Origin of the sequence: Nitrospira lenta (genome assembly GCF_900403705.1) — a bacterium.
GTDB classification, from domain to species: Bacteria; Nitrospirota; Nitrospiria; order Nitrospirales; family Nitrospiraceae; genus Nitrospira_D; species Nitrospira_D lenta.
Window position 1 is genome coordinate 62257 of record NZ_OUNR01000018.1, and the last position, 15030, is coordinate 77286.

The following is a 15030-nucleotide window of genomic DNA, read 5'->3' on the forward strand; positions in this document are numbered from 1 at the left end:
ATGAACCGATCAAACCGCCGCCGTCAGGAATCCCGTCAGGCCAAGACCGGCTCCACGTCCAATAGTTTTGCCGTTCATTCACTGCTCGACCAGGGGAAACGCCATCATCAGGCAGGGCAATTGGCTGAGGCGGAACGCAATTACCAATTGGCTCTGAATATGGTGCCGGGCCATCCCGAAGCACTGCACCTCTTAGGATTATTGGCCTATCGCGTCGGCAGCTACGATCAGGCGATCGAACTCATCACCCAAGCCATCGAGGGCACTCCGTCCTCCCCGCTCTATCGGTTCAACCTCGGGGTGGTCACGCAACGAGCGGGAAAAGCCGAAGACGCGATCCGGGCGTATGAGAAAGCCCTGGTGCTCAATCCCAAATACGTGGATGCCCTCATCAACCTCGGCAACGTGCTCAAAGACCTGCATCGCCTCGCCGCCGCCGTCGAGACCTATCGAAAAGCCCTCTTCCTGAATCCAGCACACGCCGACACCCACAACAACCTCGGCGTCGCGCTCAAAGAACAGCATGCCCTCCGGGAGGCCATCGCCGCCTATCGAGAAGCCATCAGGCTGAAACCCACGCACTTTGAGGCCTGGAACAACCTAGGCCTGGCCCTGTTGGAAATCGGCTCGAGCGATGAGGCCATCGCCTCGTTTCAGCAGGCGCTGAACATCGCGCCGCAGTCATCGAAAGCTCTGTATAACTTGGGCATCGCCGCCATGTGGACGGGCGATCACGCCGGCGCCATTGCTCGCTTCTCCCACGTAGCCACAGCAAAACACCATCATAGCGGTCCAATTCAAGAGACCGCCCTGTTTCGATCACGGCTGAAGCACGACGCCGAGCAAACTCGATTGCTCATTGAGCGAGGCCGTCTTGATGCTTCACACCGAAGTTATATTGATGCGCTGGAGCGATTGGAAATCACTCTGGCCGCAGCCTACCCTACACGCAACCGATGTCCCGTCGATCCGGCGGCGCTTACAGCCATTGCGCCGTCTTTCAATCAATTCCTCTATCGCGCCCCCTGTGAACGGCTGGCCGATGGCGCACTGAATCCGCAACTCGATATCCGAGCCATCGAAACACGCTACCTGGGACAGCAGCCGGAAGTGACCTACATCGATCACCTGCTCAAGCCGGAAGCCCTAGCCGCACTGCGAACCTTTTGCCTCGAATCCACGATTTGGAAGAAGGACTACGAAAACGGCTACCTCGGGGCGTTTCTCGGCGATGGATTCGCCACCCCCCTCCTCTTGCAAATTGCCGAAGAACTACGCCGCACACTTCCCGGCATTTTTAAAGACCATCGGCTCACCCAAGCCTGGGCCTTTAAACAGGATAGCGCCAGGCGCGGCCTCTCCATCCATGCCGACGCCGCTGCCGTGAATGTGAATTTCTGGATTACACCGGACGAGGCGAACCTGAATCCCGAGAAGGGTGGACTCGTGGTCTACGATAAAGAAGCGCCGGCAGATTGGAATTTCGCGGCCTACAACAGCGAGCAGAATAAACCGAAGATTCTTGAATGGCTGACACAAGCCGGGGCCCAGACGATTCGGGTACCCTATCGCGCCAACCGCGCGGTGGTCTTCAACTCAGACTTGTTTCACGAAACCGACGACGTGACCTTCCGCGACGACTACCTCAGCCGACGCATCAATATCACACTGCTCTACGGCTATCGCCATCGCGCCTAGTCGCGACCGAAACAACATGGGCAGACGCCGTCATCCGCCCGTCCGCTCACGGCGCTTCTGAAGCGCCGGCACGCTGATAGGGCTCCAACTCCAGCTCTTTTACGACGTGCTGGAGTCGCGCCCATTCATCCGGCGTCAAACTCGCAAACTCCAATCCAAACTTGCGATCACGGCACCAGCGGACCACCGCTTGCTTGACCTGAATCGGCGGCGCATCGCCCGACACGTCAACCTGCAGCTGCAATGTTGTGCCGGGTTTCACCGAGGTCGCACTGAAGACGCAGCAGCCTCGGATCGAGAGATCGCTCAGAGTCCCGTCACCGGAAACAATGTTGGCGGAGCTAAAAGAGCTGCGAAACTGGACGAGGAAACGAGGATGTTGCCGATGTTCCACGTGGAGACCTCATCGCTTGATGCCTGAAAGTGTCTAGCCCTTAATATTGCCAATGGGTCGGAGTTCCGCTACCTTTTTTGTAATTCCCGCGCGCTCGACCGACTCCACCACTTCAGAAATGTTTTTGTAGGCACATCCGGCCTCTTCCGCGAGCCCGGACATCGAGACTGCCTTCACCAGAATCCCCCGCTGTTTCATCTGCTGTTGGAGTTGCTCGCCGCTGATCGATTTTTTGGCCTGCGTGCGCGACATCGTGCGTCCGGAGCCGTGCATCGTCGAACCGAACGTGTCCTCCGCCGCCCGCGTCGTACCCACCAGTAGATAAGACCCCGTTTCCATCGAGCCGCCGCAGATCACCGGCTGGCCGACGGACCGATAGCAGGCCGGCAAGTCCGGACTGCCCGGGCCAAGCGCACGCGTCGCCCCTTTTCGGTGCACGACCAAATCCCCCTCGGGATATCGCTCCACGCTGGCAATGTTGTGGGCCACGTCATAGACCAACTCCATGCCCAACTCTTCTCCCGACCGGCCAAAGACCGCGGCGAATGCTTCGCGGATCTGATGCGTGATGACTTGCCGATTCGCAAACGCGGTATTAGCCGCACAGTTCATCGCCGAGAAATAGTTCTGGCCTTCCTCGGATAGAAACGGCGCGCAGGCCAACTGTTGATCCTTTACCGTAATCCCATATCGCCGCATCGCCTTCTCAAACACTTTGAGATAATCGCTGGCCACCTGATGGCCGAAGCCGCGCGACCCGCAATGCACCATGACGACGATCTGGTCATTTCCGGTGATCCCGAACGTGGCTGCGACCTCCGGGTCGAACATGCGGTCGTTCGACACGACTTGGACCTCAAGGTAGTGATTGCCCGAACCCAGCGTCCCCAGCTGATTCATCCCCCGCGTCACCGCGTGGTCGCTGACGTTACCAGGATCGGCGCCGGGCAGACATCCGCCATGCTCCATCCGCTCTAAGTCGCGAGGCCATCCATAGCCCTGCTCAATGCACCATCGGGCTCCCTGGGTCATCACCCGATTGAAGGACGACCGATCCATCGACACAAATCCGCTCGCCCCGACACCGGCCGGGACGCGGCGAAACAATTCCGTCATTAATCGATCGAGCTTGGGCTGCACCTCCGCCAAAGTCAGGTCCGTTCGAATCAACCGCATGCCGCAGTTGACGTCATATCCCACCCCGCCGGGGGAAATGATCCCCGAGCGCACATCGAACGCGGCCACGCCGCCGATCGGAAATCCGTAGCCCCAATGGCCGTCCGGCATGCAGAGCGCATAGCGGCTGATGCCGGGAAGGCACGCCACATTCGTCACCTGCTCGAACACCCCGGTATCCATGGCGCGAAGAATGGCCTCCGTCCCATAAATGCGAGCCGGCACCAGCATGCCCGATTTCTCCGTGACGGGAATCTCCCAGACCTCGCCGGACAGACGCACGACCTTCATGGCGGTATTACATTTCATACGTCGAGTACCACCCTCACACGCCAGCGCCCATGATCCTGATGCAGCCGGTACAAGTGTTTGGTCACGCCCTTCACATCATCGCGCAACACCTGCGTCGTCTGATTCACCGGCTCGCCGCTCAGTGTCCCCACCAGTTTCCAGATATCTCCCTCCCGAATCAGCGAGACCTCAGCCCGGCTGAATACGACGCCCGCCGCATCTTTCCAATACACCAAGTCGGACAGCCACTCAAACAGCAGCGCGGCGAGATCGCCATCCGCATGTTCCATGCGGCGTTCCCAGATCGCGCCGACCGTGGCGGGATCGGCCATCGCCTCCATCACCGCACTCGACGCCGCCTCAAAGAGCTCCTGAATGGAGTCGCCCTCGGCATCGAAGGCCAGATCCGCGAGAGCCACATCCTCAAGAAATTGGAAGGAAGCCGGCATTGATGAGCGCTACAGCCTCGTCGGACGGCGAGCCCGCCGGAAGATCGCCCGCACTTGCGCCAAACCAGGAATCCGATGCGCGAAGGGATTGGGGACTTTCCCTTTGAACAACATCCTGATGCCCAGAGGCAGAATCCTGAGAAAGCGTGACATATCGAACCCGACCACCTTGAGCGGCATGATCGCTTCGTTCAGCCGCCCCTGCTGTTCAATGATCGACACAAATCCGGTGATATGGCGCGCACCGCCCGTTGATGCGAGGCCCCGATCGAGCGCCGCTCGTCGCAGCCGGATGATCGCCTCCATCGGCTGCACATCCTTCGGACAGACTTCCACGCAATAGTTGCATCGCGTGCAGTCCCACATCCCGTTCGCCTCTTGCAACACGGCGAGCCGCGCCCGCTTCAGCTTCTCCGGCTCACGCGGATCCGACAGAAATCGATCGACCTTGGCCAGCGCCGCCGGTCCGGCAAATCCCGGCGACACCTCCTGCACCGTACAGGCAGCCACGCAGGCGCCGCACATGATGCAGGCATCGACATTGTGATAGCCGGAGCCGGTTGAACCGGGATTGTGAGTCTCCGCTCGTACAATTGGCACGGCCATCGATGTGGAAAGCCAGGGCGTGATGTCGCGGATCTTCCCCCAGAACGGCCGCATATCCACGACCAGATCTTTGATGACCGGAAGATGGTCCAGCGGGGCGATACGGAGCCGGCCATGCCGTTCCAATTCCTTCCTGACCGATGTCCGGCAGGCCAGCTTCTCGCCTCCGTTGATACTCATGGCACAGGATCCGCAGATGGCGGACCGGCAGGAATAGCGCAGCGCCAGACTGCCATCAACCTCGTTCTTGATCCGAATCAGCAGGTCGAGCACGGTCGAACCGCGCCGCACATCGAGGCGCACCTCTTCATCGTGCGGCGTCGCATCCTGTTCGGGATTGAATCGTTGAAGGGTAATGGAGAGACGCATGGGAAGCTTCAGCCTTCCGCAATCAGCCCTCAGTACACGGAAAGCCGATCGTTGAGCACTGATCGCCCAGGTTAGCCGAGTTCGAAGGTCTTGGGGAAATCAGTCAGGTTGCGGCAACCATCGCTCGTGACCAGCACCATATCTTCGATTCGCACGGCGCCTAATCCAGGGTAGTAGAGCCCCGGCTCGACCGTCACGACGTGACCTTCCTGCAAGAGCGAACCGGTCCGGCTGATGCGTGGCGCTTCATGAATATCCAACCCGACGCCATGCCCGGTTCCATGAAAGTAGCCCTGCATCCGACCATCGACCAATCCGGTCTTATACCCGGCCTTTTCAAAGCGGTCGCAGATCCCTTGATGAATCTTCATGCCGTCGGCGCCGTCTTTAACCTTCGTAATAGCTTCTTCCTGCGCATCTTTGACGGTCTGGTAGAGCCGCTTGAGTTCAGGACTGGCGGTACCGCGAATCACCGTGCGGGACATGTCGGCAAAATACCGGCTGTTGGCGGATCGAGGAAACACATCGAAAATAATACTGCGGTTCGCGGGCAAGGGGCCGGTGCCTTCATGGTGCGGATCGCAAGCCTGTTCGCCGCCGGCCACAATCGTATGTTGCGCGACGCAATCGCGCTCCATCAATTTGACATTGATGAGCTTCTTAATCCGTTCCGAGGTCAGCACTTCCCCATCCAACCAGAGCTCTTCGCCGCGAATCGTCGCCAGTTTGAGCGTGGCATGGGCCGCCGCGACGGCTTCTTCCGTCGCCCGCTGCGCCGCTTCAATGCACCGCACTTCTTCGGCGGTCTTCACGACACGCCGCTCATAGAAGGGATCACGCTTCGGCTTCATGCTGTAGCCCAGCTCTTGAAGCCGCGTGGCGTGGATAAAGGGGAAATTGGCTGGGACCAGCAACTGCCTGATTTTGGCTTCCCGGAGAATCACATGGACAATATCGACCGTGCTCGGCTCCTTGGTCCCATTCGACTTCGCCTTCTTTTCCAGCTCGGAATAGGACAAGACTCGATCCACCGACGCCTGCGATTTAGCCCGATCCATTTCGAGGTCACTCATGACCAGCAACCGCTCGCCTTTGACCTCCATATAGATAAAGGGGTCCGGCGCAACGAACTTCGTCGCATAGTAGAGATTAGAATCGAGTTCGCTGGCGGCAATAAACAGCGTCGCGACCTCAGGTTGTGCAGCGGTAGTTCGTTTCATAGATGAGTGAGACGAGGGAAAAGAGACAGGCTGGAGGTGGTTCGGTGCATGAGTGGGCTGATGCTAACATGAGGTCAGATGACGGTCAAGGCGTTGCAGGCACGGCTTCCGGCGCAAACTCAAGCTCGGGCGTGACAGGCTTATCCTCATTCGGCGTCATGAGATCGATCGGGAGTGTCAGCGTGTTCTTCAAGACATCGACGGCCAGTTGCGCCAATCCCGACAATCCGGTCGTAAACGATTTCATCGGCAGATACGTCACCTCGGGATCTTCCACCGCGCCCTTCAGCGAAAAAATGGCCGTGGCCATCCCTTTGCGATCCCCCGCAAAGATGCGGCCGAACAAAGGGATCGTCTTGAGAAACGTGGCATAGGACCCGAAGGGACTGACCGCCACGACCATATCCAACTGATCCGTGGGCAGATCGTAGTTGCCCGCCGCCGTAATCTTCAGGATCGGACTGTCGACAACCAGATTCTCCGTCTGGAACGATCCGTTCTGAATCATCACCGTGGCGGAGATGCGGTTATAGGGCAAGCCCTCTTTTTCCAGATCCACTTTTCCTTGCAGCACGGCAGGAAGATTCAGGATGCTCAAAATTTTCCAGATCGCGCGTTCCTCGGATTTTAAGATGCGTCCATTCTCCAACAACACCTCGGTTTTCCCATTCAGCGAGGGATAGACCCCATGAGGGTTACGCCCATGCGCGCGAATGGTTCCGTTCAGCCGCACTTGGCCCGAGACGCCCTGGATGTTCGCATTCGTCAGCCGCAATAGATCTTCCACCGCGACTCCGGTGGCTCGCAGGGAGACCTCGGTCTCGGCCGGCGCTTTGGCGGGGAGTTGCACAACCACCCGGCCGGCCACTTGGCCGTTGGCCGAATCCCCGCTGATCCGATCGATATCCAATACGCCGTCTTGAATCGTGATTCGCGCCGTCAATCCGCCGAACTTGAGATGCCGATAGTGCGCCCTGGCCGCTGACGCCGTCATCGTCACCTGACTGGAGGACGCCAATGTCTCCAACAACTCCCGCATCGGCGAGCGCTCACCTTTGGGAATCACCAGGTCAAGATCCAGCTGATTCGACTCAATCTTGCCGGTGATCACCGGCTTGGACGGCCAGTTCCGCACCGTGGCTTCCAGCGCCAGATCACTGTCCTGTACCTTGAAGGACAACCGCTTCACTTCCGCTCCGTTCCGCACCAATTTCACGCGGGCATACAGATCGTCGATATGCCCCGCACCCTTGACCAGCATCAGGCCGTTCGTCACCGCCACCCAGCCCGTGGTCTTCCACGTCTTCCAATCCGTGCCTTTCCCCTTCACATCAAGCGACACCTCGACATTGCCGGCTTCGAACCCGCCCTTCGCAATCCACTCCGGCAGACCGGATAGGGATAGCTCTCCCGTAACCAGCGTGGCATCAATAGAGAATTTCTCGCCAATCTGAATCGCCCCTTTCACAGGAATGCGCACGGAGGGCAACACCAACTCAACCCGTGTGACCGTCGCGGTATTCGTCCTGGTCAGATGGCCATCAAACTCCAGCATCGCCGGAGCGCCGACCGGCTTCTCGATCGCATTCGGCACCACCACCTTGGCGTCCGTCAACACCAGATTGCCGCGTACTTGCGGCGCCTCCGCGGCACCGCTCAGCTGGACGGCCCCGCTGAGCAACCCTTCAAACATCCCCGCCGGAATCGCCCTGGAGGGAACAAATTTGACGATATGCCCGGCATCGCCGTTCACTCGAATGACAAATTCTTGAAACACACTCGCCGATCCGCCAGACAAGCCGCCCTGAACCTGAACGATCGTATCTCCTAAATGACCGGTGACCTGTTCAAACCGCGTCCCGCCGTCAGCCAATACAAACTTCCCTTGGAGCGCCGTCAGCCGTTCGGGCAGAGACGGATGCGTGAGACTGATGTACCGGGCCGTGATCTCCCCACCGGCAAACGTCACGCCACCGGGTTCGTTCAGCGGCCCCACCAGGCGAAACGTCGGCAATGCCGTCCCTTCGACATCGCGGAGGCCGCCGAGCAAATGCGCAAACCGATCGGCCTTGACCGTCTTAGCCAACAGTTGCACCAAATCGGTCGCCGCCATGCTGCCGGTAATTTCCAATTCCAGCCACGGACCCGCGTCAAGGAAAGACACCGCTGCCTTGCCCTCCGTGATCTGAATGGCACCATACCTGCCGGTGAAATTCGCAGCCCGCACACGACCGGTCTCCACGACAATGACTCCGGTCAAGTCTTTGGTGGGCACGCGATCATCTCCCAGCAAAGCCTGTCCCTCTTGCACACGGAATTCCCCCGTCACCGACAATTGCGGCCCCGACGTCGCCGATCCGGTAAGCGTGGCGTTTACCACCTGCACTTTCCCATCAATCTGCCGCTCCACCAACACCGCCGGAAGTTGCGGATGAATCCATTGAGCCGGAATAGTATTGAGCAATTCCTTGAGCGTCACCAGCGACGAGTTGAACGTCACGGCAAAGGTCGGTTGCGCCGTGAGGAGTCCCGCGAGATTGGCCTTGCCGGTCAACGTGAGCTGATTCAAGCGAGCCGTCATGCTCGACAACACCGCATCGTATCCGGCGAGGCCCGGCATGATCCGCACCTGGCCTTGCACATTCACCAGCCCGTCCAATTGTTCTGGAATCGGCCGAGGACCGAAGAAATCCGCCACGTCGCGCAACACGACATTCGCGGCATCCACCTGCCCCTCGAACTGAAACATTGACGCAGGAGCCGATGCCGCAGGCTCTTCAGCGGTCAGTGCATCAGATCGCTCCACCCGTTTGATTTGCCCGACAAGCGACACGGCCGACAGACCGTCCCGACCGGTCTGCGCCACCGACAGATGCACGTCGGCCATCGCACGCTCCGGGCGAATCACGATCCCGCCTTCGACCCGCTCCAGCTTCAGTGTTCTGGTCCCGCCGGGCCGCCCCTCATCGATAACCGTGATACTCCCGTTCACCACCGTGGCCTGCCGGATCATGAAGACACGCGTCATCATATCCAGTGTGCGCTGATCCGTTGCCGCCTGATCGGCGTTATCCAGGATATTCCAGTGACCGGCTTCAGTCCGATGAATCGTGAGGACCGGGTCTTCAACCAGGAGCCGCTTCCCCACCACCTGCTTGCGCAACAAGGGAAGCAGACGGAGCACGAGATCGATACGCTTCGCCGAAAACACGACTTGATCGGAATTGGGATTGTGAATGGAGACCTGGGTCAGTTCGACGCGGATGCGCGGGAAAATGACGAACTTGGCGCGATGCACTTCGATTTTTCGCCCGAGGCTCTCCTCAAGCTGCTGCAAGACAAACTTTTTCAGATAGTCTTCGCCGATCAGCGTATTGGAAAAGAGCAGGAAGGTACCGGCACTCGCCGCAAGGACCAGCACAATGACCAAAAACAGCCGAAGACGCGACACACTTCCCCCTCAGCACCCATACGTACAATTGCCATTTCGATCTTACCGGAAGCCTCTAGTTAAATCCACCAACCCTGCGGGAGACAAGGAGTTTTCCGCCGATATACAACCGGCCTCAACTCGATCTGCATGGAGTTTGCGCTAGAGCCCCTGCCCGAGACTCGTTATAATACTGCTCTCCACTGGATCGACATGACCGTTGCACCCACACCATTCCACTGATCACGACTCCCCGCCTCTTACACGCATTCGCTGGGTGATACTCGGATTGCTCTTTGCCATCAGTGTCGTCACCTACATCGACCGCGTCAATATTTCCGTGACGGCCCGGCAGATGATGCCGGCGCTGGGCCTGACCGATCAGCAGATGGGCTTCGTCTTTTCGGCCTTCGTGATCGGCTATGCCCTGTTTCAAATTCCCGGCGGCTGGCTCGGTGACCGCTGGGGCGCGCGGATCATTCTGACCCTGGCGCTGCTCTGGTGGTCCGTCTTCACCGCCTGGACGGCCATGGCCCCGGCCTCGCCGCTGGCCGGATGGCTGGGCATCATGGGAGCGCTCGCACTGGCGCGCTTTCTCTTGGGCGTCGGTGAAGCGGTGGCGTTGCCGAATTTTAATCGTGTCGTCACGGATTGGCTTCCCGCGGGAGAACGCGGGCTCGGCATTGGGATCGCCATCGGTGGCATCGGCGTCGGCGCCGCGATCACGCCGCCCGTCACCGCCTGGATCATGGTGAACTTCGGCTGGCAAACGGCCTTTTATCTGTCGGCCGTCCTCGGCCTGGGCCTCGCCGTCATCTGGTGGTTCATCGCGCGCAATCATCCGCTCGACCATCCCTGGGTCGCTAATCGGACTGCCAATCAAAATACCGGTACTGCTACGACAACCGGCCAGGCGTCCTCTCCCGCTATTCCCTGGGCGGCTTTGCGGAAAACTCCGACGGTCTGGTGGCTCGTCCTAAGTTACAGCTGCCTCGGCTATGTTGCCTACGTCTACATGTCCTGGTTCTATCTCTATCTCGTCAACGTGCGCGGCTTCGATATCCTGCGCGGCGGAGTCTTCGCATCCGCACCCTTCCTCGCAATTCTGATCTTTTGCCCGATCGGAGGCTGGGTCACGGATCGAATGGCCGCCCGCCACGGACTTACGGCCGGCCGCCGGCAAACGGGCATGGCGGGAATGCTCCTCGCCGGCGCGGCCATCGGACTCGGCGCCTGGCTCGACTCACCCTACCTCGCCATTGCCAGTCTGTCCCTGGGCGCGGGCTGGCTCTACTTCAGCGTCGGCGCCTATTGGTCCTCTACCAGCGACTTATCCAGGACGCACGCCGGCAGTCTGTCGGGTTTAATGAACATGGGCGCCAATATCGGAGGAGCTATTTCCCCCACCGTCACGCCCTGGATTGCCGAACAGTGGGGCTGGCCTTTGTCCCTCGGCACCGCCGCCCTGATTGCCATCATCGGCGGACTGCTCTGGCTCTGGATCGATCCTGAAAAAGGACTTGCGCAAGAGAAGTCCTGAGTCCTTTAGATTCACACCGCACTCACAACTCAATACTCAGCACTGCCCCGAGGCCTTGCCTCGAAAGCCGCGCCCCTGCTACATTGCTCGCCTATGACTATGCAATTTCAAAAGAAGGATCCGCGCGCAACTATCGCCACCAAGTTCGGCGAGATCAAGATCCGCTTCTATCCCGACGATGCCCCGCGCCATGTGGAGAATTTCATCAATCTGGCCAAAATGGGTTTCTTCGACGGCACCACCTTCCACCGCGTAGTCCCCGGCTTTCTCATTCAAGGCGGCGACCCCTTCAGCAAAAGCGCCGACCGGACGACGCACGGCACCGGCGGCCCCGGCTACTTTCTGACCCCCGAGCCAAGCGACCGCCCACACAAACGCGGCGCCGTCTCCATGGCGAAGATGCCGCGTGAAAGCAACAGCACGCGCGACTTCAACGACAACGGCTCACAGTTCTTTATTTGCGTGGGAGATAATAGCGGACTGGACCGGCGCTACACTGTGTTCGGAGAAATCTTTCGCGGCATCGAAGTCCTGGACAAAATCGTCGCCGCCGCCCGCGACGCCGCCGATAACCCGCTGGATCCGATCACGATGACCGTGACGGTGAAAGAATAGCCACTCGCCATCCGTCACCCCGACGAACACTCCACCCCACAGAAAATCCGACGCCTCGTTTCTGCTAGCCAGTTCCCAGCATAGATATCGAACGCGCTGGTGAGAGGCCGCCCCGCGTGAAGCCTCCATTCCTTGCCGCCCGCGATGCCCTGTGTTAGGGTTTGATCTGTACGGAGTGCCTGCGTGGGAATATTGCACACATACAATTCATGGCCGCACAGCATGTTGCGCGTCTGGATCATGGTCTGGATGCTGGCCATCCCCTTATTCCACGTCCATCCTGAAGCGGACCATCACCACGGAGCAGCGAACCATATCCACGGCGGCACCGTGCATACCGTCTTCTCCCCCGACCTGGACGACGAATTCAGCCACCACCAAGGCGAGGCTGCTGCAGCCGAACAACCGCCGGCAAACGAGTCCATTCTCTTCGAGCATCCCTCCCACGCGTCGGACAATGGCGAAGTCGGATTTTCTTTCATCAGCGATTCGACCGATCGAACTCTGCCCAAGCCGCTCACCACATCGGCGCTCCTCGTTGAGCCTCCCGCTCCAACTCCCCTGATCGCCAACCCATCGGTCGTTCACCCCATCCCCGTCACGCTTCCGCATACGCTCCTCACTCACGACATCCCCTCGCGCGCGCCGCCATCAGTGCCCGTCTAGCCTACACAACGCATTACACATTGTCCTCACGCGTAGCTCTCGCTGCGTAGGCAGGCCCTGACCCTGCCGGCGGTGAGATCTATCGACGAAACCTAAGGAGGCTCTGATGAGTCCCCGGATATTCTTGTTCGGCTTCATTCTGTGCGGTCTCGCGGGACGCACTCAGATCGCATGGCCCGCTGAGGTCGCCGCATCCATCTACTCATTGACCGATATCCTGTCGCTTGCCGTAGAACATAGCCCGACGCTCGCCGGTGCGGAAGGCTTGCTGAAACAGCGTCATGGTCAACAGATTGCCGCCGGCGCGTATCCCAATCCGTCGATCTCGGGGACTGCCGGCCGCGGCGCCATTCGCGATCCGAGTACCGGGACCAGGATTACCGAACGAACAGTCAGCATCGAGCAACCGTTGGAATGGATTGGGAAGCGACAGGCCCGTCAGGACGCCGCAAATGCGGGCGTGGCCGGAGCGGACGCGGCGCTGGAAGAAACCCGCCTGACGCTCCTCGCCGACGTCAAAGTGGCATTTTATTCGGTGCTCTTTGCCCAGCGCGACGCCGAACTCGCCGCGCAAAACGTGGCGATGGTCGAGGAAGTGCTGCGCACGGTGAAAGCCAGGGTCGCGGCCGGAGAAGCGACTTCCTTCGATACGATGAAAGCCGGAGTCGAGGCGCAGAAGGCCAGAAAGGAAGTCGCTCGGGCACAGAATGCCCTGATCGTGGCGAGGACACGACTCAATACGCTCACCGCCGGATCGCTGGGAAAACAGTTCTCGATCCAAGGGGATTTCCTGAGTCCCCGGCAAGAGATGGACATAGATCGTCTGACTCCTCGGGCCGTCGAGCAACATCCCACCGTACGGCGCGTCGCCAAGCTCGCGGAGCAGGCCGAGCATACCGTGCAACTCGAACGAGAATCCCGCGTCCCCAATCTCAGCGTGCAAGGCAGCTATCACCGCGAGGCGGGCGATGAATCGCTGATCGCCGGCCTGAGCCTATCCCTCCCGCTGTGGTATCGGCGGCAAGGTGAGATCGAGGCGGCCCTGGGCGCCAAATATCGGGCGGACGCTGAGCGGCTCCTGGCCAAACACGAGTTGGAGCAAGCCATCACGCAACACACGCAAGACGCGCGAACGGCCCAGGATCAACTACAGGTCTTTGAGACCGGTTTGCTGAAACAAGCCGAACAGACATTGACCGTGGCCCGCACCAGCTTCCGACAGGGCGCAGCGAGCCTGTTGGATGTGCTGGATGCCCAGCGCGTCTACCGGCAGACCTTGCTGGAATATGCCCAGGTGCGCGCGGATCTCTCGATCGCGTTAGTCCGCTTAGAGCGATCCCTGGGTGCACCTCTATGAGCACACCATCGTGGCAGAACGCTTGGCCGGGAGTATTCCAATGACATCACGAAGAACGCTAACCAGAATGATCGCGGCAGTCTTCCTGTTTCTTGCAGGGTGCGGAGATCGAGGGACAGAGCCGACACCGCACCCTTCGGCCTCACCCGCCAACATGAACACGGCAGCTCCCCGCCTGCTCCAACCTCCCGCGGTTGTCCGAGAGCGACTGCGAACGGAGCCCGTCACCCTGCACCAGATTCCCGATCTGGTTACAGCTCCCGGGGAAGTCGCGCTGGATTTGAAACAGGTGGCGAAGATTACCTCCCGTATCGCCGGACAGGTTGAAAAGATCCACGTCCAATTGGGCGATCGAGTCAAATCCGGTCAGCCCCTGGCGGCCATCGGCAGCTTGCAGCTCGATCAACTCATCGAAGAATACCTTGTCGGGAAGGCCCAGGCCGATGTCGCCGAGAACAGCTTCCGACGAACGGAACAATTGCGAGCCGACGACATTGTGACCGAGCGGAAGCTCATCGAAGACAAGGGTCGATACTTGGAAACCCAGGCGCGGTACCAGCATATCCGCGAGAAACTCCTGAACATGGGTCTGTCGACGGCGGAGCTGACCGCACTTGAGCGAGGCCGGCATGAAGAGAGTCATCGCTATACGCTGACATCGCCTATCGCCGGAACGGTCATCGCGCAAAATGCCGTGCGCGGTCAGGGGGTGGATCCGGGAACTGAATTATTCGAAGTCGTGGATACGAGCCGAGTCTGGGTCTTTGCCAATCTGCCGATTGAACAGGCCAGAAAATTTAAGGAAGGCGACGTGGGGACTATTCTGCCCACGGGCGGCGCCCCCATCACCGCGCCACTCACCTATCTTGCGCCGGTTGCGGACGAGACGACCCGCACGATTCGAATCCGCTTCGAGGTCGCGAACCGGCAGCACAGGCTGAAGCCGCGAGAGTATGTGGATGTTCAGTTGACCGTGGCGAGTCCGCCGACTCCGGCGGTTCCCGTCTCCGCTGTGACGATGGTGGACAACGTGCGCGGGATCTTCGTCCGGCGCGAGACCGGGTATGTCTTCCTACCGATCGAAACCGGCCGCGAGGGCGGAGGGTGGGTTGAAGTGAAAAGCAGACTGGCGGCGGGCGAGCAGGCGGTGATCGACGGCGTCTTCGACTTGAAGAACGTGCTGCTGAAAGAACACATCGGATCCGGAGAGGGAGACTAA

12 protein-coding genes are annotated in these 15030 nt (G+C 59.7%); 6 read left to right on the forward strand and 6 right to left on the reverse strand.

From position 1 onward, the window contains the following. Positions 1–1698: a tetratricopeptide repeat protein gene (locus NITLEN_RS13970; RefSeq protein ID WP_121990249.1), complete on the forward strand. Its 1698-nt coding sequence runs from the start codon at positions 1–3 to the stop codon at positions 1696–1698. Between the two features lie 46 nt (positions 1699–1744). Here the strand turns inward: NITLEN_RS13970 and NITLEN_RS13975 are convergent, their stop codons facing one another. From NITLEN_RS13975 to NITLEN_RS14000, 6 genes are all read right to left on the reverse strand, one after another. Beyond that, positions 1745–2092: a PilZ domain-containing protein gene (locus tag NITLEN_RS13975; RefSeq protein WP_121990250.1), complete on the reverse strand. Its 348-nt coding sequence runs from the start codon at positions 2090–2092 to the stop codon at positions 1745–1747. A 33-nt stretch (positions 2093–2125) separates the two neighbouring features. After that, positions 2126–3577: an RtcB family protein gene (locus NITLEN_RS13980; RefSeq protein ID WP_121990251.1), complete on the reverse strand. Its 1452-nt coding sequence runs from the start codon at positions 3575–3577 to the stop codon at positions 2126–2128. Then, positions 3574–4008, reverse strand: a complete 435-nt coding sequence (locus tag NITLEN_RS13985; RefSeq protein WP_121990252.1) for an archease — start codon at positions 4006–4008, stop codon at positions 3574–3576. Before NITLEN_RS13985 ends, NITLEN_RS13980 begins: the two co-directional genes overlap by 4 nt. Before the next feature lie 9 nt (positions 4009–4017). Further along, on the reverse strand, positions 4018–4983 hold the full coding sequence (locus NITLEN_RS13990; protein WP_121990253.1) for a succinate dehydrogenase/fumarate reductase iron-sulfur subunit: 966 nt from the start codon (positions 4981–4983) through the stop codon (positions 4018–4020). 71 nt (positions 4984–5054) lie between these two features. Next, positions 5055–6203: a M24 family metallopeptidase gene (locus NITLEN_RS13995; protein ID WP_121990254.1), complete on the reverse strand. Its 1149-nt coding sequence runs from the start codon at positions 6201–6203 to the stop codon at positions 5055–5057. A gap of 85 nt (positions 6204–6288) precedes the next feature. Next, positions 6289–9654 carry a DUF3971 domain-containing protein gene (locus NITLEN_RS14000; RefSeq protein WP_121990255.1) on the reverse strand — a complete coding sequence of 1122 codons (3366 nt, stop codon included), beginning with the start codon at positions 9652–9654 and terminating at the stop codon, positions 6289–6291. A 256-nt stretch (positions 9655–9910) separates the two neighbouring features. Between NITLEN_RS14000 and NITLEN_RS14005 the strand changes: the two genes are divergently transcribed. From NITLEN_RS14005 to NITLEN_RS14030, 5 genes are all read left to right on the forward strand, one after another. Continuing rightward, positions 9911–11173 (forward strand): MFS transporter, encoded by a 1263-nt coding sequence (locus NITLEN_RS14005; protein WP_181416874.1) that lies wholly within the window; start codon positions 9911–9913, stop codon positions 11171–11173. Positions 11174–11272: 99 nt separating this feature from the next. Continuing rightward, entirely contained in the window at positions 11273–11788 is a 516-nt protein-coding gene (locus NITLEN_RS14010) for a peptidylprolyl isomerase (protein ID WP_245924492.1), read from the forward strand. 183 nt (positions 11789–11971) lie between these two features. Beyond that, a complete protein-coding gene (locus NITLEN_RS17915; protein WP_146216197.1) occupies positions 11972–12454 on the forward strand; it encodes a hypothetical protein in 483 nt (160 codons plus the stop codon). Between the two features lie 106 nt (positions 12455–12560). Further along, positions 12561–13811: a TolC family protein gene (locus NITLEN_RS14025; protein ID WP_121990260.1), complete on the forward strand. Its 1251-nt coding sequence runs from the start codon at positions 12561–12563 to the stop codon at positions 13809–13811. Between the two features lie 40 nt (positions 13812–13851). Further along, entirely contained in the window at positions 13852–15030 is a 1179-nt protein-coding gene (locus NITLEN_RS14030) for an efflux RND transporter periplasmic adaptor subunit (protein ID WP_121990261.1), read from the forward strand.